The 19,666-nt window shown below is 69.7% G+C and carries 15 protein-coding genes, 1 tRNA gene and 1 pseudogene; 10 read left to right on the top strand and 7 right to left on the bottom strand.

Features of this window, described 5'->3' with window-relative positions:
- Window positions 1-43 precede the first annotated feature (43 nt).
- Window positions 44-718 carry a glutathione S-transferase family protein gene (locus tag ACT6XY_RS04280; RefSeq protein ID WP_444747091.1) on the top strand — a complete coding sequence of 225 codons (675 nt, stop codon included), beginning with the start codon at window positions 44-46 and terminating at the stop codon, window positions 716-718.
- Between the two features lie 12 nt (window positions 719-730).
- Here ACT6XY_RS04280 and ACT6XY_RS04275 read toward each other — a convergent pair whose 3' ends face one another.
- Both ACT6XY_RS04275 and ACT6XY_RS04270 read right to left on the bottom strand, forming a co-directional pair.
- Window positions 731-1,450 carry an RlmE family RNA methyltransferase gene (locus tag ACT6XY_RS04275; RefSeq protein ID WP_444747090.1) on the bottom strand — a complete coding sequence of 240 codons (720 nt, stop codon included), beginning with the start codon at window positions 1,448-1,450 and terminating at the stop codon, window positions 731-733.
- Entirely contained in the window at window positions 1,447-2,535 is a 1,089-nt protein-coding gene (locus tag ACT6XY_RS04270; RefSeq protein WP_444747089.1) for a Ppx/GppA phosphatase family protein, read from the bottom strand. The genes ACT6XY_RS04275 and ACT6XY_RS04270 overlap by 4 nt, the downstream gene beginning before the upstream one ends.
- A gap of 254 nt (window positions 2,536-2,789) precedes the next feature.
- On the opposite strand from ACT6XY_RS04270, the gene ACT6XY_RS04265 reads away from it, so the two are divergent.
- Window positions 2,790-2,863, top strand: a tRNA-Gln gene (locus tag ACT6XY_RS04265).
- A 188-nt stretch (window positions 2,864-3,051) separates the two neighbouring features.
- On the opposite strand, the gene ACT6XY_RS04260 is transcribed toward ACT6XY_RS04265, so the two are convergent.
- From ACT6XY_RS04260 to ACT6XY_RS04250, 3 genes are read right to left on the bottom strand one after another with little or no spacing between them, the layout of a single operon-like run.
- Window positions 3,052-4,602, bottom strand: coding sequence for an ABC transporter substrate-binding protein (locus tag ACT6XY_RS04260; RefSeq protein ID WP_444747088.1), 1,551 nt, complete (start codon window positions 4,600-4,602; stop codon window positions 3,052-3,054).
- Window positions 4,603-4,615: 13 nt separating this feature from the next.
- Window positions 4,616-5,485 (bottom strand): alpha/beta hydrolase, encoded by an 870-nt coding sequence (locus ACT6XY_RS04255; protein ID WP_444747087.1) that lies wholly within the window; start codon window positions 5,483-5,485, stop codon window positions 4,616-4,618.
- Window positions 5,482-6,954: an amidase gene (locus ACT6XY_RS04250; RefSeq protein ID WP_444747086.1), complete on the bottom strand. Its 1,473-nt coding sequence runs from the start codon at window positions 6,952-6,954 to the stop codon at window positions 5,482-5,484. The genes ACT6XY_RS04255 and ACT6XY_RS04250 overlap by 4 nt, the downstream gene beginning before the upstream one ends.
- A 298-nt stretch (window positions 6,955-7,252) precedes the next feature.
- Here ACT6XY_RS04250 and ACT6XY_RS04245 point away from each other — a divergent pair, with 298 nt between their 5' ends.
- Both ACT6XY_RS04245 and ACT6XY_RS04240 read left to right on the top strand, forming a co-directional pair.
- Window positions 7,253-8,137, top strand: a complete 885-nt coding sequence (locus tag ACT6XY_RS04245; RefSeq protein ID WP_444747085.1) for a GntR family transcriptional regulator — start codon at window positions 7,253-7,255, stop codon at window positions 8,135-8,137.
- Window positions 8,138-8,327: 190 nt separating this feature from the next.
- Window positions 8,328-9,662 (top strand): aspartate aminotransferase family protein, encoded by a 1,335-nt coding sequence (locus ACT6XY_RS04240; RefSeq protein WP_444747084.1) that lies wholly within the window; start codon window positions 8,328-8,330, stop codon window positions 9,660-9,662.
- A 46-nt stretch (window positions 9,663-9,708) separates the two neighbouring features.
- Here ACT6XY_RS04240 and ACT6XY_RS04235 read toward each other — a convergent pair whose 3' ends face one another.
- Window positions 9,709-10,866: a C45 family autoproteolytic acyltransferase/hydolase gene (locus ACT6XY_RS04235; protein WP_444747083.1), complete on the bottom strand. Its 1,158-nt coding sequence runs from the start codon at window positions 10,864-10,866 to the stop codon at window positions 9,709-9,711.
- A 151-nt stretch (window positions 10,867-11,017) separates the two neighbouring features.
- On the opposite strand from ACT6XY_RS04235, the gene ACT6XY_RS04230 reads away from it, so the two are divergent.
- The 4 genes and pseudogenes from ACT6XY_RS04230 to ACT6XY_RS04215 all read left to right on the top strand — a co-directional run bounded on the left by ACT6XY_RS04230 (window position 11,018) and on the right by ACT6XY_RS04215 (window position 15,050).
- Window positions 11,018-11,965, top strand: a complete 948-nt coding sequence (locus tag ACT6XY_RS04230) for an ABC transporter permease (protein WP_444747082.1) — start codon at window positions 11,018-11,020, stop codon at window positions 11,963-11,965.
- Window positions 11,962-12,777 carry an ABC transporter permease gene (locus ACT6XY_RS04225; RefSeq protein ID WP_444747081.1) on the top strand — a complete coding sequence of 272 codons (816 nt, stop codon included), beginning with the start codon at window positions 11,962-11,964 and terminating at the stop codon, window positions 12,775-12,777. Before ACT6XY_RS04230 ends, ACT6XY_RS04225 begins: the two co-directional genes overlap by 4 nt.
- Window positions 12,774-14,432: pseudogene (locus tag ACT6XY_RS04220) on the top strand (ABC transporter ATP-binding protein); the annotation flags it as partial. The gene ACT6XY_RS04225 and the pseudogene ACT6XY_RS04220, both read left to right, overlap by 4 nt.
- Window positions 14,430-15,050 (top strand): pyridoxamine 5'-phosphate oxidase family protein, encoded by a 621-nt coding sequence (locus ACT6XY_RS04215; RefSeq protein WP_444747121.1) that lies wholly within the window; start codon window positions 14,430-14,432, stop codon window positions 15,048-15,050. The pseudogene ACT6XY_RS04220 and the gene ACT6XY_RS04215, both read left to right, overlap by 3 nt.
- A gap of 18 nt (window positions 15,051-15,068) precedes the next feature.
- Here ACT6XY_RS04215 and ACT6XY_RS04210 read toward each other — a convergent pair whose 3' ends face one another.
- The gene (locus ACT6XY_RS04210; protein WP_444747080.1) at window positions 15,069-15,983 is read right to left on the bottom strand and encodes a tripartite tricarboxylate transporter substrate binding protein; all 915 of its coding nucleotides are present in this window, start codon (window positions 15,981-15,983) and stop codon (window positions 15,069-15,071) included.
- A 191-nt stretch (window positions 15,984-16,174) separates the two neighbouring features.
- Between ACT6XY_RS04210 and ACT6XY_RS04205 the strand changes: the two genes are divergently transcribed.
- Entirely contained in the window at window positions 16,175-16,552 is a 378-nt protein-coding gene (locus ACT6XY_RS04205) for a DUF427 domain-containing protein (protein WP_444747079.1), read from the top strand.
- A 149-nt stretch (window positions 16,553-16,701) separates the two neighbouring features.
- Window positions 16,702-19,653 carry a PAS domain S-box protein gene (locus tag ACT6XY_RS04200; protein WP_444747078.1) on the top strand — a complete coding sequence of 984 codons (2,952 nt, stop codon included), beginning with the start codon at window positions 16,702-16,704 and terminating at the stop codon, window positions 19,651-19,653.
- The last annotated feature ends 13 nt before the right edge of the window (window positions 19,654-19,666 follow it).

Here is a 19,666-nt window from a genome sequence, read left to right as displayed (position 1 = left end):
ATATCATGAACATCGATTGATTCCCTCATCCGGGGCTGCGACCATGACAATGACCCTCTTTTCCGGCCCGCTCAGCATGTTCGGGGCCAAGGCGGAGATCGCCGCGCGTGAGAAGGCGATCCCCTTCGATCTCGTCATGGTGCCCTTCGACATGCAGCGCCTGTACGACCCCAAGCATCCGGAGGTCACCCGGATCAATCCGAAGCGGCAGGTGCCCGTCCTGGTCGACGGGCCGGTCGAGATCTTCGATTCGACCCAGATCTTCGAATATTTCGAACATCTGCGGCCCGAGCCGCCGCTCTGGCCGGAATCGCCAGCGGACCGCGCCCGGGCGCGGCTGATCGAGCATCTCTCGGACGAGGTCTATTTCCCGCCCGTGATCCGCCTGATGAGCTTGCAGGACCGGCCGGACGACCCCGCCGCCGTGGCCGCCCGGGAGGCCGCCGCCGCCGTCTGCAGACGGCTCGAGGATGTGATCGGCGAACAGGCCTACCTCGCCGGCGCCTATTCCTATGCCGACATCGCCTTCTTCATGGCGCAGCTGTTCGGTGAGCGCATGGGGGCAAGGCTTGCGGACGATACGCCGCGCCTCATGGCCTGGCGCCAGCGCATGGGCCGTCGGCCCGCCGTGCGCGCCGTGGTCGGCCCGATGCTGGACTATCTCAGAGGGCAAGGGCGCCCGATCCCCGAGCCGTTCCAGGCCATCGCCGCGGACTGACGCGGAGGGCCGTCAGTCGTCCGTCGGGCCGCCTTCGACCGGTCCCGCGCCGCGGCCCCTGAACCCCATGGCGAGCACGTACAGCTCCTTCGAATCGGCTCGGCTCGCCTGCGGCTTGATGTGTTTCACAGTGGCGAAGTCGCGCTTCAGGTCGCCGAGGAGATCGCCCTCGGTGCCGCCCTGCAGCACCTTGCAGAGGAAGTGGCCGCCGGGGGCCAGCACCTCGCGCGCGAAGTGGATGGCGAGTTCCGCCAGATAGATGATCTTGATCTGGTCGGTCTTGCGGTGGCCGGTGGCGTTCGCCGCCATGTCGGAGAGCACCACGTCCGCCTCGCCGCCGAGCATTTCCTTCAGCCGCTCCGGCGCATCGTCGGTGGTGAAGTCGCCCTTCATGAAGGCGACGCCGGGCACGGGATCGATGTCGAGCAGGTCAATGCCGACGATCTTGCCGCGGCCCTGGTCGAGGCCGATGCGCTTGGCCGCCACCTGCAGCCAGCCGCCGGGCGCAGCGCCGAGGTCGACGATGCGCTGGCCGGGCTTCAGGAGTTTCGCCCGGTCGTCGATCTCGATCAGCTTGAAGGCGGCGCGCGAGCGCCAGCCCTCGCGCTTCGCGCGGGCGACATAGGGGTCGTTGAGCTGGCGCTCCAGCCATTTCTGCTGGCTGGTGGTCCGCTTCTTCGCCGTCTTCAGGCGCACCGCCAGCTGGCGGCCGCCACCGGTCTTCGTCGTCATCGGCCGCCTCCCGGTCCGTTCGGCCTCGGCTCCTGGCGGTGGTGGAAAGGACGGCGCCAGACGCCGTCCTGGCGCATCAGGCTGACGAGGATGCCCTCGCGCAGCCCCCGGTCGGCGACGCGCAGCCGCTGGCAGGGGAAATGCCGCCGCATGCCCTCCAGGATGGCGCAGCCGGCGAGGACCAGGTCCGCCCGTTCCGCCCCGATGCAGGGATGGGCGATGCGGTCCTCGTAGGTCATGTCGAGCAGCTGGTCGAGGATGACGTCCACCTCGCCGGCTCCGAGCCAGGCCCCGTCGACACGGCGCCGGTCGTATTTCGGCAGGCCGAGATGGACGCCGGCGAGCGTCGTCACCGTGCCAGAGGTGCCGAGCATGTGCAGATGCTCGATCTGCGCCTGGATCGCCTTGCGATGGGCGAAGGGCTCCACCATGGCGGCGACCTCGTCGACCATGCGCCCGAAGCTCTCGCGCGTCACGTGCTTGCCGTCGTGCCGTTCGGCCAGAGTCACCACACCGACGGGCAGGGAGGTCCAGCCGAGAATCTCCGCCGTCGGCGGTCCGCCCTGCCGGCCGGGGCCGCGCGGCAGCAGCCACACGATCTCCGAGGAGCCGCCGCCGATGTCGAAGAGGATGACGCCGCGCGAGCGCGGGTCGGCCAGCGGCACGCAGCCCTGGGCGGCGAGCTGCGCCTCGGTGCGCCGGTCGACCACCTCGAGCGCCAGCCCGGTCTCGGCCTTGACGCGCTGGATGAAGGCATCGCCGTTGGTCGCCTGGCGGCACGCTTCCGTGGCGATGAGGCGGGCGCGGGCGACCTGCCGGTCGCGGAGCTTCATGCGGCAGACCTTGAGCGCCTCGACGGCCCTGTCCATCGCCGCCTCGCTCAGCCGGCCCGTCTGGGCCAGGCCCTCGCCGAGGCGCACGATTCGCGAGAAGGCGTCGACGACGCGGAAGCTCGCGCCCTCGGGCTTGGCCACCAGCAGGCGGCAATTGTTGGTTCCGAGATCCAGCGCGGCATAGAGCCTGCGCGGCCGGTGCGGCTGGGGAGCACGGGCCTCGCCCGTCTTCCCGTCCGATTCCGGACGCACGCCCAAATCTCCCGGCGAACCGCGGGGCGGCTCGTGGGTCATGGCGACCTTTCCCGCCGGAGGCCGGAACGCGCGAGCGCTCGACGGACGACCGGCTGATCTGTTCAGTTGGCGCCAAGTGTATCAGGGCGGGGGGCGGCTGCAAGCCTTCTGGTACCGGCCTTCAAAAGCTGTCGGCCGGGGCTTGAACAGCCCGGCGCAATCGACTATGACCGCGCCTCGCACGGCATCGCGCCCCCTTCGGGGAGCGCTGCTGGGGGATAGTTCAACGGTAGAACATCGGACTCTGACTCCGAGAATCTTGGTTCGAATCCAGGTCCCCCAGCCAGCCGGCTGCGTGTTCTTCCCTCTCGCTCTGAAATTGCGGCGACAGCCGTGACTTTGCCGTCGGCGGGCGTGGGTCCGGCGGCTGGCTTTTGCTTGCGCGGTCCCGCGCCCGGAGCGCAGCCGATCGCGTCCGCCGCAGCTCCGGCGGAGCGCGTGCCTTGCGGCGGCCCCACGCTTTCCGTCGCGCGTTCAGCGCTTGCTGACGCCCCAGGTGATCGGCTGGCCCGCCGGCCAGGGCCTGTATCCCTGCACGCGGGGGTGGCTCGCCTCCACATTGGGGTTGAAGTAGAGGCCGATGATCGGGACGTCCGTGCGGATCTTCGCGTGGAGCTGTGCGAACAGGCCGGCCCGCGCGCGGTCGTCCGCCGTCCGCTCGCTCTCCACCAGCAGCCGGATGGCGTCGGCATCGCCATACTGGGCGGTCTTGATCTGGCTCTTGTCGGCGATGAAGGTCGCGTACATCAGCCCCGGGTCGAAGCGGGCGGAGAACCCGAAGGACTGCATCTGGAAGCGGCCGTTGAGGTAGTTCGACAGCTGCGTCGCCCAGTCGATCACCTCGAGCTGCACCTTGAAGCCCGCGGCGGTCAGCATCGCCTCGGCCATGACGGCGTTCTGGTACATGTTGGCATATTGCCGGTTGGTCTGGATCTTCAGCGGCTCGCCGCGATATCCCGCCTCGCGCAGCAGCGCCTGGGCGCGGGCCGGGTCATGGGCCGGCCACTGCAGGTAGCCCGGCCCGAAGAAGGCGGTGGCCTCGCTGACGGAGGACGGATTGGCCTCCGCCATGCCGAGGTTGCGGGCCTCCGCGATCTGCCTGAGGTCGAGGGCGTGGGCGATGGCCTGGCGGATCTTGACGTTCGACAGCAGCGGGTCGTCGGTCTGCAGCAGGAGCGTCGACCAGCTGAGCCCGGGCGCCGAGGTCACGGTCATGCCCCGCTGCTTCAGCGTGTCGATCTGCTGCGGCTCGATCTGGTGGACGACATCCACGGCGCCCGTCACCAGGGCGGCCTCGCGGGCGCTGCTGTCGGGGATGATCCGGAACTGGACCTGGTCGACCTGCATGACCCTCGCCCCGGAGAAACCGTCGGCCGCCGCGCCGGAGGGGCGGTATCCCGGGACCTTGTCGAGGAGCACATACTCCGCCCGGCGCCACTCCCGCAGGCTGAGGGGGCCGGATCCGATCGGCGTCGTCCACTTGCCCTCCGCATCGACGCTGTCGGGATGGGCGGCGACCACATGGCACTGGATGTTGGCGAGCTGCTTGAGGAAGACGCCGCTCGCCCGGTCGAGGCGGAACACCACCGTCCGCGGATCGGGGGCCTCCACCGCAGCGACCCGCGCGCCCGAGCGACCGTCGAAGATGGCCCGGCAGGCCCAGGTGGAGGCGCCGATCAGCCGCTCCCACATCCACTTCACCTCGGCCGAGGTCACGGGCTTGCCGTTGTGGAACGTGGCGCCCTCCCTCAGAGTGAAGGTGTAGGTGCGCCCCTCGTCCGAGACCAGCCAGCTGTCGGCCAGGGCCGGACCGACCGTGAGGTCGCGACGATAGGCGACCAGCCCCTCGAAGATCTGGTGGATCACGGTGTCGGTGTTCGAGTCGCGGTTGACGCCCGGTTCGAGGCTGCGGATGTCGGCGTTCATGCCGACCACCAGGCGGCTCGGCGTCTGTGCGGCGGCCGCTGCGGGGAGGGCGAGTGCGAGAGCCGCCACCAGCGGCAGGGTCCACGAGGCAGGGGTCATCCGCATCTCTCCATCACGGTCGGGGGGTGGTCGGGGAAGGCGCGAGGCGAGCCATCTGCTCGCCCAGGAAGTCCTTGACGGCCGGCATGAGCCCGTCCCAGCGGTGGGGAACCCCGGGGACGCTGTCGTGGCGCACGGCGATGCCGTAGTGCGAGAGGCTCGCCCCGAGCGAGGCCAGCCGCTCCGGGCGGTTGCCGCCCGCCACATCCCAGTCGGGCCGCCAGCCGGGATGGGTGGGCGTGATGGTGATCTCCCAGGTGTCGAGATCGTCGGCGCCGATCACCGTCTGGACGGCCACGGCGCGCATGGCCTCGAGATCGATCGGACGGCCCCACACCGCCGCGAAGTCGCGCACGCCGACCCAGTAGTCGCGTTCGCGGTCGAGCAGCGTCACGATCCCTGGTGCGCCGATCGACACCGCATGCAGCCGTTCAGGGTGCAGGTAGAAGAACCGGTGGGCGAAATGGCCGCCGCCCGAAAAGCCGAACAGGCTGAACCGCGGACCGGCGAGGCGATAGCGCGCCCCGATCTCCTCGATCATGTCGAGGAGGGCCAGGTCGTAGCGCACGGCGCAGGGCACCATGAGCTTGTAGGACGACACGTCGGCAGGGCCGGTGATGCCGGCGGGAAAGAGCGGCGCCAGGACGATGCAGGAATGGGCCTCGGCGAAGTCCGCGAAGGCGTCGCGGCTGCTCGTGGCGTCGCGCAGCGTGCCGTGAACGACCACGACCAGCGGATAGCGCTCCGCACCGTCCTCGTCATAGCCCAGTGGCACATAGGCACAGTAGGACAGGCGGGGGTCGAAACGGCTGGCATAGACCGTCGTCCTGCCGAAATCGTAGGACGACAGCCGCCTGCCGTGGACGCGCCGCGTCGGGGTCATACCGGGCTCCAGGCGGGCGTGACGGGGGTGCGGGGCGTGCCGTGGGCCTCGATCACCTCGGCCGCGTCGAAGATGAGATCCTCGCGGAAGCGTCCGGCGACCACCTGGACACCGGTCGGGATGGTGCCGGCGAGGCCGATCGGCACGGCGAGGCCGGGCAGCCCCATGACGGAGATCGCCATCATCGGCCCTTGCGCCTCCAGCACGCGCGCCGTGGTCGGCGCATCGGTCACGTCGAAGCCGACCCGGTAGGGCAGGTCGTAGGAGACGGGCATCACCACCACCGGATAGGTCTCGAGGAACACCTGCCAGTCGCGCAGCGCCGCCGAGCGCTCGCCGAGGGCGGTCAGCACGTCCTGCGGCCCGTAGGAGGGCAGGACCTCGTGCCAGAGGGCGACCGCCCGCCTGATGCCCTCGTCGCCGTTCTTGTCGATGAGCGGCTGAAGGCCCGCCATGACGTCGGGCATGGCCATCTTCGCCCAGACGCGCGCGATGGCGTCGATCCGCGGCGGCGCGACCTCCTCGACCCGGTAGCCGCCGGCCGCGAGCCGCCGCCCGGCCTCGCGGACGGGCTCCGACACCTCCGGGGCGACCGCAACCTCCTCCGATCCGGTGACGAGGGCAACGCGCACGGGCCGTTGTGCCGGCGGGAACGGGGCGGGGACCACGCAGCGCGTGTCGAGCGGGCTCGGCTGGGCCATGGCCGCGAAGGCGAGGCGCATGTCGCGCATGGAGCGGGTGAGGGGGCCCTGCACCGCCATGAGCTGCGAGGCGATCGGAGCCAGGCCGGTCGCCGTGCCGTTGCTCGAGGGGATGCGGCCGAAGCTCGGGCGCAGGCCGAAGAGGCCGCAGCAATAGGCAGGATAGCGGACCGAGCCTGCGATGTCGTTGCCATGGGCGATGGGACCGATCCCGGCGGCAACCGCGGAGCCCGCCCCGCCCGACGAGCCGCCCGGTGTCACGTCGCGGTCCCAGGGATTGAAGGTCTGACCGTGCAGGTCGTTGTCGGTGTGCCAGCGCATCGAATAGCCGGGCGTGTTGGTGCGCCCGATGACGATGGCGCCCGCACGGCGCAGGTTGGCGACCACCGGATTGTCGCTGGCGGCGACGAGCTCGCGGTAGGCGACAATGCCGCCGTCCGTCGGGTGCCCCTGCTGGTCGATGTTGACCTTGATGGTGACGGGGACGCCGTGGAGCGGACCGACAGGCTCCCCGCTGCGGAGCGCCGCGTCCGCCCGCGCCGCATCGCGGAGGGCCTCCTCGTCGAAGCGCCGGACCACCGCGTTGAGGGCCCCGTTGACCGCGTCCATACGTGCGAGGCAGGCCGCGACCGCCTCGCGGCTGGACACCGCGCCGGCCCGGATCAACGCCGCGAGTTCGCTGGCATCGAGCGCCCACAGGCCGGAACCTGCGGGATCCCCGGCCTTGCCGGGCGTCGCCAGGGGGTGAGCGGACGTGACTGCGGGCATCGGTCTTCCCTCCGGATTGCCATGGAGGACGATGAGATGTATTTTGTCAACTCATGAGACACATGTTGCGAAGCGCTTCAGCGGGCCGGCGGGTCGGGGCACCTCGGCCGCCCGTCGCCCATGCGGAACTCCGGCCGTCGTCCTTCCCCTTCGCCGCGGCCCGGGTTCGGGCTATTCCTGGAACCCGTTCATGACGTCCCCGCCGGTTCCCATGTCCTCAAAGCCCCGATCGCCCGCCGCCAGACCGACCCGCGGCAAGCCGCGCGCCCCCGCCGCCGCGGCGCCGGCGGCCCCACTCGTGTCGGCAGAGCCCCCGAGCCGGCTCCAGCGCGATCTCCTGCCGCGGATCGTGGAATTGCTGCGCATCGACGGGGCGGAACCCGGCCACCGCATCACCGAGGCGGCCATGGCGCGGCGCCTCCAGGTCTCGCGGACGCCGGTCCGTGCGGCCCTCAAGCACCTGGCGGAGCGGGGGGTGCTCGCCGCCCTGCCCGGCGGGGGGCTGACCCTCGCCCGCCCGCTTGACCAGCTGGCGGACGCCGAGTTTGCCTCCGTCGGGGTGGAGATCGACGTCTGGTGCTCGCGCATGGCGCGCGACCGGCTGTCCGGCGCCCTCCCGCATCAGGTCTCCGAGGCGGACCTGATGCGACGCTACGATCTCGGCCGTCCGCTGCTGCTGCGCATCCTCAACAAGCTCGCCGAGGTGGGGCTCGTGGAGCGGCTCCCCGGGCACGGCTGGCTCTTCTCGCCGGTCAACGATCCCGCCGCCATCGCCGAAAGCTACGCCTTCCGCCGCATCATCGAGCCGGCGTCCCTGCTGGAGGCCGCCACCCGCATCGATCCCGCCTGGCTCGCCGAGATGCGCCGCCGGCACGAGGAGATGCTGACCCGGACCTGGAACGAGGCCCTCGCGGTCTCCCTGTTCGAGATGAACGCGGATTTTCACGAGGGGCTCATTGCCGCGTCGGGCAACCGCTACCTCCTGCTCGCGATCCAGCAGCAGACGCGCCTCAGGCGCTACACCAACTACGAATGGCGCTACGGCCCGGAGCGGGTGAAGGTGTCGTGCCGGCAGCACCTGGAGATCATCGCGCGGCTCGAGGCGGGAGAGATCGAGGTCGCCGCGGCCCTCCTGCGCCAGCATCTCGATCTCGCCCGGACCGTCAGCCTCGGGCCGCGCTGACCACCGCTGTCGGCGGGCGATGCCCTATCGAGCCCTTGCGCCGTGTTCTTTATCACATCATAGTACATGACATGGCGGCGGCCCTCCACCGTTTCGGGGGGTGTCGGCCTGGCATGGCCGGTCGCGGCGTGCCGTCCCCTCGCACCCGGACCAAAAGGTCCGGAGGCGACAGCCGGATCAGGTATTGGCGATGACGATTGTTCCCCAGCTCAATCTCAGCCGCGAGGCGCTCGAACCCTACTGGATGCCCTTCACGGCGAACCGCGCCTTCAAGGCCGCTCCGCGTCTGATGATCGCGGCCAAGGGCATGTATTACACCACGGCCGAGGGGCGGCAGGTTCTCGACGCCATGGCGGGTCTGTGGTGCGTCAATGCCGGTCACGGCCAGCAGCGCATCACCGACGCGATCCGCGAGCAGGCGGGCCACCTCGACTACGTCTCCTCGTTCCAGATGGGCCACCCGATCGCCTTCAAGGCGGCCGAGCGCATCGCCGGTCTCACGCCCGCGGGGATGGACCACGTCTTCTTCGTCAATTCCGGCTCCGAGGCGGTGGATACCGCGCTCAAGATCGCCCGCGCCTATCACCGCATGCGCGGGGAGGGGCACCGCACGCGCCTCATCGGCCGGGCCAAGGGCTATCACGGCATGGGCTTCGGCGGCCTGTCCGTCGCCGGCATCGGCCGCCACCGCCGGGACTTCGGGCCGCTCCTCCCAGATGTCGCCCATCTTCCCCACACCTATTCGCGCGAGCACCAGGCCTTTTCCCGCGGGCAGCCGGACTGGGGCGCCCACCTCGCCGACGAGCTGGAGGCCATCGCTCAGATCAACGATCCCTCGACGATCGCCGCGGTCATCGTCGAGCCGGTGACGGGGTCGGGCGGCGTCCTGCCGCCGCCGAAGGGCTATCTCGAGCGCCTGCGGGCCATCTGCGACAAGCACGGCATCCTGCTCATCTTCGACGAGGTGATTACAGGCTACGGCCGGCTCGGGACGCCTTTCGGCTCGGCGGCGCTCGGCGTCATGCCCGACATCATCACTTGCGCCAAGGGCATGACCAACGGCGCGGTGCCGATGGGCGGCGTCATCGCTTCTGACCAGGTCTACGACGCCTTCATGGCGGGTCCCGAGGGCGCCGTCGAACTGATGCACGGCTACACCTATTCGGGCCATCCGCTCGCCTGCGCGGCGGCCATCGCCTCGATCGACGTCTACGAGGAGCAGGACATCTTCGCCAACTGCGCCCGTGCCGCGGCGCGCTGGGAGGACCAGGCCCATTCCCTCCAGGGCGAGCCCCACGTCGTCGACGTCAGGAATATCGGGCTCCTCGCGGCGATCGAGATCGCGCCGAAGGCCGGCGAGCCCGGCGGGCGTGCGCTTGCCGCCGGCAACATCTGCTTCGAGGCCGGCGTGCTGGTCCGCACCGCGGGGGATGCCCTCGTCCTGTCTCCGCCGCTGATCATCGCCGACGGCGAGATCGACCGGATCTTCGAGACGATCCGCGGCGCCGTCCGGGCCCTCGCCTGAGATCCATCTCCGGCAGGCGCCCCGCGCCTGCCGGGCCGCGCCCTACTTATTCAGCGGCACGCAGCACCCGGCCGTCGCGGGTTCCCTCGAAGGCCGCTTCCTCCATGTCCAGGCGGTAGGCGGTGAACGTCCGGTCCGCCGCCGGCAGCATGGCCACCTCCATGCGGCCGAGGGAGGGCGTCATCACCACCATCGCCACCGTCGCCGTCACCATCCCGGACAGGGAAGGGAAGGGCGGGCGGCAGACCGAGCGCGGCGACTGGAACGTGTCGAGCAGGGCTTCCTTGACGACGTCCGTCGTCACCCGGCCGCGGTGGGGCGTGACGAGCTGGCGCACCCTGATGTCGCGATAGAGCGAGTCGGGCGTCGTCGCGATGCCGGTATCCTTCAGCTTCGACAGGGCGACCGGGCTCTGCCAGTGATTGGCGTGGGCGAGGATGCCCCCGTCGGGGAAGACCTGGAATGTCTCGTCCGGCGCACACTCGAAATCGATCACGATCCCGGCGGGGTGGCTGATGATCATGTTGTTGGAGGCCGATTTCGGCGTCGCATAGACCGCATGCATGGCCATCGCCAGGTTGTCCTGCTGCAGGGCCTTGCGACGGATGAGGGCGAGGGGGACGCCGGTCTGGCTATAGTCCCGGTCGGACTGCAGGTAATTGGCCGTGATGGCGATTCCCGCCGCGTTGAAGCCGGAGCGCGCCAGACCCCCGGCCTCGGTGAAGGTGAGGATGTCGGGTCCGTCGGCACGCCGGATCTTCAGCACGACCGCGGTCTCGGCGCAGTCGACCTTCCAGTCCCAGTTCTGGGCGTGGATCAGGCGCCCGTCGGCCGTCGCCTCCCCCGTCACCACGAGGCCCGTGCATTCCATGTCGGCGGCCGCGACGGCGGCCGCCCGGCGGCGTGACCCCAGCTTCAGGATTTCCGTGCGCGCGTTCAGCAGCACCACGTCCTCGAAGGCGACGCCGGCGCCGCGGGCGATGCCCTGCATTTCCGGCACGTAGTCGGCGTCAAAACGCTCGATCGTCGGCAGGAAGCCGCCGACCAGTCCGTGAATGTCGGCGATGGCGAGATCAGACCCGGCGAGCTGCTGCTGGTAGTGGGCGATGCCGAGCCTGACGCGGTCACGGGCGGCCTCGCCGTACTGTTCGCCCCGCTCCTGGGGGGAGCCGGAGACCTCGATCAGCGGCGCCGGGGTTGCCATGGGTGCCCTCGTTGTTTTTTGTCGACATGAAAACCATTATCGTTGATGATGTTTGGGAGCAAGGAGACGGGACGATGTTTTTTCGTTGCAGCCAGAGCGCGAGAATGCGGGACTGCCGACCGACCGGTGTCCCGGGCTGAGGGGCGGACCCATGGCCGGCTACATCGCCCGTCGTCTTCTGCTGACGATCCCGACGCTGGTTCTCGTCGCGCTTGCCGTCTTTGCGCTGATCCGCATGGTTCCCGGTGACCCCGCCCAGCTGATGCTCGGCGACAGCGCCGACGCCGAGACGCTGGAGGCCCTTCGCAAGGCGATGGGCCACGACCGCTCTCTCGCCGCGCAGTTCCTGCACTGGGGCGGCAGGGTGCTGGCCGGCGATCTCGGGCTCTCGATCACCAGCCGCGAGCCCGTCCTCCCGCTGATCCTGACGCGCTTTTCCGTGACGGCCCAGATCGTGGTCGTCGCCGTGGTCCTGTCGAGCCTCATCGCCATCCCACTCGGCATGATCGCCGCCTGGCGGCAGAATTCCGGTCTCGACCTCGGCATCACGGCGTTCTCGACGCTGATGGTCTCCCTGCCGAGCTTCTGGCTCGGCCTGATCCTCCTGCTGGTCTTCGGCGTCTGGCTCCAGTGGCTGCCCATCGTCGGCTATGTCGGCCTCGCCGAGGCTCCGCTGCGGTCGCTGAGCTTCGTGGTCCTCCCGGTGCTGACGCTGGTCCTGATCGAGATCGGCGTGCTCACGCGCATGGCGCGCGCCGCGACCATCGACGTCCTCGGCCTCGAATACGTCGCCCACGCCCGCGCCAAGGGCGTCTCCGAGGCCGGCGTCATGGTGCGCCACGTCCTCCCCAACGCCTTCGCGCCGACCCTGACCCTGATCGGCGTCGTGCTCGGCAATCTCCTCGGCGGCATCGCGGTCATCGAGACCGTCTTCACCTTGCCGGGCCTCGGCCGCCTCATGGTCGATGCGATCTTCCAGCGCGACTATCCCGTGGTGCAGGGCGTGATGCTCTTCATCGCCACGACCTACGTCCTGGTGAACCTCGCCGTCGATCTCGCCTACCCCCTGTTCGATCCCCGCGTGGCGGCGGAGGCGTGATGCGCGCGCGGCTCAACCTGATCATCGGCGGCACGCTGGTCTCCGCTCTCGTCGTCATGGCGGCGACGGCCATGGTCTGGACACCGGCGAGCCCGGTTCGCGTCAACATCCGGGCCCGGCTGCTGCCGCCCTCCGGCCAGTACTGGCTCGGCACCGACGAGTTCGGCCGCGACGTGCTGTCCCGGCTGATGACCGGCGCCCAGACCAGCCTGACGGTGGCCGTCACCACGGTCGTGGTGGCCATGGCCATCGGCATCGCCGTCGGGGTGACGAGCGGCTTCTTCCGCGGCTGGATCGACCGCGTGCTGATGATGGCCAATGACGCGCTGCTGGCCTTCCCCGGCATCCTGCTGGCGCTCGGCCTGCTGGCGGTCATCGGCCCCTCGCAATGGGGCATCGTGCTGGCGCTCGGCCTCGCCTATGCACCCACTGTCGCCCGCGTCGTGCGCGGCCAGGTTCTGTCCCTGCGCGAGCGCGAATTCGTCGAGGCCTCGCGCGCCCTCGGCAACAGCCAGGCCTACACCCTCGTCCGCCACGTCCTCCCCCACACGGTGTCGCCGCTCATCGTGCTGGCGACGTCCATGTGCGGCTGGGTCATCCTCGCCGAGAGCGCGCTGTCGTTCCTCGGTCTCGGCGTGCCGCCGCCGGCGCCGACCTGGGGCAACATGCTCTCGGCGGCCCGGCCCTTCATGGAGACCGCGCCCCAACTCGCCATCGTGCCGGGCGTCATGATCGCGCTCTGCCTGCTCGGCGCCAACCTGCTGGGGGATGCCCTGCGCGACCTCCTCGATCCGAGGATGCTGGGCCGATGACCGCGACACCCGCAAAGCCGGACGCATCGATACCGGGGGTCTCTTCCCCCGTTCTTGCCGTGCGTGACCTCCGGGTTGGAACACCGTCCGGCTTCGTTGCCGTGGCCGGCGTCAGCTTCGACATCGGCGCGGGAGAGATCCTGGCGGTGGTGGGCGAATCCGGCTCCGGCAAGACCGCCACGGGCCGCGCGGTGATCGGACTGCTGCCGAGCGGCCTTGCCGTCACGGGTGGTTCCATCGCGATCGCTGGCGAGGAGGTGACGGCCCTCGCGCAGGGGCAGTTGCGGTCCATTCGCGGCGCGGTCGTCGGCATGGTCTTCCAGGAGCCGATGGTTTCGCTCAATCCGGCGCTGAGCATCGGCCTCCAGATGTCCGAGGCCCTTCGGATCCACACCACCATGCGGGACGCCGAGATCAAGCACGCGATCCTCGCCATGCTCGCGCGCGTCGGCATCGCCGATCCCGAAGGTTGTCTCGCCGCCTATCCGCACGAGTTCTCGGGCGGCATGCGCCAGCGGATCATGCTGGCCAGCGTCATGCTGTTGAAGCCGCGGCTCCTCATTGCCGACGAGCCGACCACCGCACTCGACACCCTTTCGCAGGCCGAGGTCCTTGACCTCATGGTGGAACTGACGCGCGAGAGCGGCACGGCGGTGATGCTGATCACCCACAATCTCGGCCTCGTCGCCCGCTATGCCGACCGCGCCCTTGTCATGCGCCGCGGCGAGATCGTCGAGGAAGGCGCGGCGCGGCGCCTTCTTGCCGATCCCCGGCACCCCTACACGCGCGCTCTCGTCGACGCCCTGCCGCGTCGCACGGTGCGCCGGGTCGTCCCCGTCGCCCGGGACCCGGTGATCCGCGCGGAAGGGCTTTCCGTCCGCTTCGCCTCGGGTGGCGGCTGGCTGAGGCCGCGGCGGATCGTGCGCGCGGTCGACGGCGTCGACCTCTCCGTCCATGCCGGCGAGACGGTCTCGCTGGTCGGCGGCTCCGGTTCCGGCAAGACCACCCTCGGGCGGGCCATGCTGCGGCTGGTCGAGCCGAGCGCCGGGCGGATCCTCTTCAGGGGCGAGGACGTCTCGGCCCTGAAGGGATCCCGTCTGCTGCCCTTCAGGCTGGCGTGCCAGATCGTCTTCCAGGACCCCTATTCCTCGCTCGACCCGCGCATGCGGATCGGCGCGATCGTCAGGGAGCCGCTCCGGCTCGTGCCCGGCCTCGACGCGGCGGAGGCCGCGCGGCGCGTGGCGGCCATTCTGGACGACGTGGGCCTCACCGGTCTCGAGGCGCGCTATCCGCATCAGCTCTCGGGCGGCCAGCGTCAACGCGTGGCGATCGCCCGCGCCCTGGTCAGGCGGCCCGACTTCGTCGTGGCGGACGAGCCGGTCTCCGCCCTCGACATGACCATCCAGAAGCAGATCCTCGCCCTGTTCCGGTCTCTGCAGCAGTCCTACGGCTTCGCCTGCCTGTTCGTGAGCCATGACCTGGCCGCCGTCGAGGAAATCTCCGACCGGGTGGTGGTGATGCAGGAGGGCAGGATCGTCGAGGAAGGCCCGCGCGACGCCGTCTACGACCATCCCCGACACGACTACACGCGGCGGCTGCTGGCGGCCTCACCGCGTCTCGAAAGCGAAACGCCCGCGGCGAAAGGAGTGACGATGAGCGAGCCCCAAGCGATCGACCGCAGCGACGGCCTTCGCCGGATCTATGACCCGCCCGCCGAGATGACCACCCGCAAGATCCTCGACCGGCTCGATGATCACTGTCGCCGGTTCATCGCCCTGTCGCCCTTCCTGACCATCGCGAGCACCAGCGAGGGCGGCACCGACTGTTCGCCGCGCGGCGACGAACCGGGCTTCGTCCGCGTCGTCGACGAAAGGACCCTGCTGCTCCCCGACCGGCGCGGCAACAACATCCTCGACACGCTCCAGAACGTCCTGACGCGCCCGGACGTGGGCCTCCTCTTCCTGGTGCCGGGGCTCAACGAGACCCTCAGGGTCAACGGCCGGGCCCGCATCGTCACCGATCCCGCCGTGCTCCAGTCCATGGCGATCAAGGGCAGGATCGTCCCGAGCTCGGCGATGGAGATCACGGTGGAGCAGGTCTATTTCCACTGCGGACGGGCAGTCCTGCGGTCGGACCTCTGGAACCCGGAGAAGAAGGTCGGCCGCGACGCCTTTCCACCGCTCGGCACCGTGCTCGCCGACCAGATCAAGGGCGTCGACCCCGACCTGGCCAACCAGCGCCTCGCCGTCGCCTACACCACCAATCTCTACTAGCGCGGCCGCCTGTTCGCGCTAGTCGTTGGACCGGATGTTGGCGCTGCGGACGAGACGCCCCCACTTGTCCGATTCGGCCGCCAGCCACGTGGCGAGTTCTGCGGGCGAGGAGCCGAGGGCCTCGACAGAGAGCTCGGCGAGCCTCGTCCTGACGCCGTCCTGGCGCATGACCTGAACGATCGAGGCGGACAGGCTGTCGATCACCGCCGCGGGCGTCGCCGCCGGCGCGAAGACGCCGTTCCAGGTCGTCACCTCGAAACCCGGCAGGCTGTCGGCCACCGGTGGGAGTTCGGGAAGCAGCGGGTTGCGCCCGGGCGTGGTCACGGCCAGCGCCCGCACCGTGCCCGCCTTCACCTGCTGGACGACGGCGGTCAGGATGTCGAACATCACGTCGAGGCGGCCGCCGATCAGGTCGTTGAGCGCCGGACCGGTGCCCCGATAGGGCACGTGGGTCATGGTGACGCCGGTCATCTGGCAGAACAGCTCCGCTGCGAGATGGGCCGACGTCCCGATACCGGCCGAGCCATAGGTGATCTTGCCCGGCGCCGCCTTCGCCGCGGCGATCAGGTCGGCGGTCGAGCGCATCGACACGTGCGGGCCGACGAGCAGGACGTTCGGCACGGTCGCGATGAGGCTGACGGGCGCGAGATCCTTGAGCGGATCGAAGGGCAGGTTCTTGAAGATATGATGGTTCGTCGAGATGGAAACCGACGCGACCAGGAGCTCGTGCCCGTCCGGCGCCGCCTTCGCCACCTGGCTGGCGCCGATCGTGCCGCCGGCACCCGGCTTGTTCTCGATGACGACCGGCACGCCCAGACGTCCGCCAAGGCCTTCCGCCGCGATCCGTGCGATGACGTCGGTGGAGCCGCCGGCGGGGAACGGCACCACCAGCTTGAGCGGGCGTCCGGCGGGGAAACCGCTCGCCCTCGCCATCGTCGGTGCCAACAAACTAGCCGCACTGGCTAGAAAAAGTCGCCGGTTCATCCGCTGAGGCCCTCTTGCTGGACGGTACGCGGTTCCATCGCAAGGCCGGTGCCAATCCGGGAACGAGGGGTTGTCGCGGCCCGGCGCAGCGCCGGTGGAACGGCACCGGCGCGGCGGCGTTGCTGGTCAGGAGGCCTCACATGACACCGACACCCACCGGCAGCAGCAGCGATGCCCGAGCGTTCGACGGCTCGGTGCACGTGCGGTTCCTCGACACGATGCTCGCGTCCACCGGCGACGCGGCGATGATCGAGGATGCCGACCACGGGCGGCTCTATCTCATCCCCTTCGACGACGTCTATTTCACCTACCTGACGCGGACCGACGCCAGCGTGGACCATCCCGATCGCGGGCGGCTCGGCGTCTGGCGCGTCTCGGCGGGCGGCCGGGCCGAGGACGCCGTCATGTGGACGCTGGACGAGCCGCCGCCGGAGCTGGCCCGGTTCGGCCGTTTCGTCATCTTCGACGGCACCAAGGTTTCGATCGAGGTGGTGCCCGCAGACGGCACCGTGGTCTGAGCCGCGCGCACCGCGATGGGTGGGGATTGCGCGGCGAGGTGGTTTCGTCGCGCCGCGGCAACTGGCCGATGGCCTCGCCCTGCAAAGCCCTCTACATCTGACGTGATGCGCGCCCTGGGCGCGATGCGACACACGCAGGGCGAGGCAGGATGAACGACCCCTATGCGGCGCAGTCCCAAAGGCCCGTTGTGGAGACCGCCGACGGCCTGCGGAGGGCCGAGGCGCGGCTCGACGCGATCGGCAATTTGCCGGGCGACGAGTTCCTGTATGCCGCCCTCGAAATCCTGACCGGCGAGCTCGGCGTCACCTGTGCTCTCGCCTCGGTGGTCGACGAGCGATCGCTCGAAAGGGCGCGCACGGTCGCCGTCGTGCGCGACGGTCTGCGCCAGGCCAACTTTTCCTACGACCTCGCCGGCACGCCCTGCGCCGATGTGGTGGGAGAGAGCACCTGCTTCTATCCACACGGCGTGGCCGGCCTGTTTCCGGCCGACGAGATCCTCGCCGCCATGGGGGCCGAGGCCTATTGGGGCGCCCCGCTGCGGTCCGCCCGCGGCGACGTCATCGGGCTGATCGCCCTCGTCCATTCCGCGCCGATGGTCGAGAGCGCCGGCATCGACCGGCTTCTGCAGATCTATGCGCAACGCGTCGGCGCCCACCTCGAGCGGACCGTCTCCCAGTCGATCAACGAGAGGCTCGGCCGCATCGTCGAGGAGTCCGCCAGCGAGGTCTACATCTTCGACGTCGCCACATACCGCTTCATCCTCGTCAACAAGGGGGCCCGCGACAATCTCGGCTACACCCTGGACGAGTTGCGCCAGAAGACGCCCTGGGACCTGAAGCCGAAATTCTCGCGCGAGGACTTCATCGCCTACGTGGCGCCGCTGGTGCGGGGCGAGGTGCCGCGCCTCGACTTCGAGACGGTGCACTGCCGCAAGGACGGCACCTGCTACGACGTCGACGTCAAGCTGCAGATCCTCGACTTCGGCGGCGAGCGGGTCTTCTTCGCCGCCATCCAGGACGTGAGCTCGCGCAAGGTCGCCGAGGAGGCACTGCGCCAGATCACCCGCCGTCTCAACGCCATCCTCAACAACACGAGCATGGCCGTCTTCATGATGGACGAGCGCCAGCACTGCGCCTTCATGAACGAGGCGGCCGAGAAACTCACCGGCTTCCGCTTCGACGAGACGCAGGGTCGGCCCCTGCACGACGTGATCCACCACACCTATCCCGACGGCCGGCCCTTTCCCCTGCATGAATGCGCCATCGACCGGGCCTTTCCCGAAAAGAGCAGGGTGCAGGGTGAGACTGTCTTCATCCACAAGGACGGCCACTTCTACCCCGTTGGGTTCACCGCCTCGCCCATCGAGGACGAGGCCGGCACCCCCATCGGCACCGTCATCGAGGCGCGCAACATCGCCGAGGAGCTGAAGAGCCGCGAAGCGCTCGCCTCGTTCCACGAGGTGCTCCAGGCGCGCATCGATGAGGCCATCGCCCAGCGCGAGAAGGTTGAGGCGGAGCTGCGCCAGTCGCAGAAGATGGAGGCGGTCGGCAAGCTCACCGGCGGCATCGCCCACGACTTCAACAACCTGCTGCAGATCATCGGCGGCAACCTGCAGCTTCTGCAGAAGGACGTCGCGGGGAGCAGCAAGGCGGAGCGGCGCCTCGACCTCGCGCTTACCGGCGTCAACCGCGGCGCCAAGCTCGCCGCCCAGCTCCTCGCCTTCGGCAGGCGCCAGCCACTGGCGCCGAAGGTCGTCAACCTCGGGCGCCTCGTGCGTGGCCTCGACGAACTGCTGCGCCGGGCGCTGGGTGAATCGATCGAGATCGAGACGGTGATCTCCGGTGGCCTCTGGAACACGCTCGTCGACCCGGCGCAGCTGGAGAACGCCGTCCTCAATCTCGCCATCAACGCCCGCGACGCCATGGGCGGGCAGGGCAAGCTGACCATCGAGAGCGGCAACGCCTTCCTGGACGACACCTACGCCCAGCAGCACGACGACGTGAAGGCGGGCCAGTACGTGGTCCTCGCCGTCACCGACACGGGCAGCGGCATTCCCCCCGAGATCATGGGGCAGGTGTTCGAGCCGTTCTTCACCACCAAGCCGGAGGGGCAGGGGAGCGGCCTCGGGCTGAGCATGGTCTACGGCCTCGTCAAGCAGTCCGGCGGGCACATCAAGCTCTACAGCGAGCCGGGCGAGGGGACGACGGTGCGCCTCTATTTCCCGCGGGACGTCAGCGAGGAGGACGTGGTCGCCGCCCAGGGCCCCACCGGGCCGGCCGAGGGCGGCACGGAGACCATCCTCGTGGTGGAGGACGACGAGGCGGTCCGCTCGACCGCGGTCGAGCTGCTCGGCGAACTCGGCTACCGCGTTCTCACCGCGAAGGACGCCGACGCCGCCTGGGCGATCGTCGAAAGCGGTCTGCCGATCGACCTCCTGTTCACCGACGTCGTCATGCCCGGCAAGCTGCGCAGTCCGGAACTGGCGCGCAAGGCGCAGATACGACTGCCGAATCTCGCCGTCCTCTTCACCTCCGGCTACACCCAGAACGCCATCGTCCACGGCGGCCGGCTCGACGAGGGTGTCGAGCTCCTGAGCAAGCCCTACAGCCGCGAGGAACTGGCCCACAAGGTTCGCCAGGTGCTGGCGGGCGGCAGGCGCCGTCCCCCGGACGACGCGGCGGCCAAGGTCCCTCTGGCCACCGCTTCCATGACCAGCGCTCCCATGACAAAGGCCCCCGCGGCGAACGAGCGCCTCAGCCTGCTCCTTCTCGAGGACGAGGCGCTCGTCCGCATGGCGCTCGCCGACATGCTGGAGGAGATGGGCCACGCCACCACCGAGGCCGGCAAGGTCGCCGAGGCACGGCAGAAGCTCGCCTCCGCCTCCTTCGACGTGCTCATCGCCGACGTGAACCTGCCGGACGGCTCGGGCAAGGACTTCGTCGTCGAGCTCCGCAGCCGTGATCCCGCCATCGCCATCATCGTGGCCTCGGGCGACGACAGCGCGTCCGGCGGGACCGACGGCTTCGTCTACCTGCCCAAACCCTATGACGATCACATGCTCGTTGAGGCGCTTGATCGTGCCCTCGGACAAGTGCGCTGAGAGGCCATGCGAC

The sequence above is a fragment of the Phreatobacter sp. genome (assembly GCF_052440005.1).
Lineage (GTDB): Bacteria > Pseudomonadota > Alphaproteobacteria > Rhizobiales > Phreatobacteraceae > Phreatobacter.
This window is presented reverse-complemented; position numbering and strand designations above follow the sequence as displayed.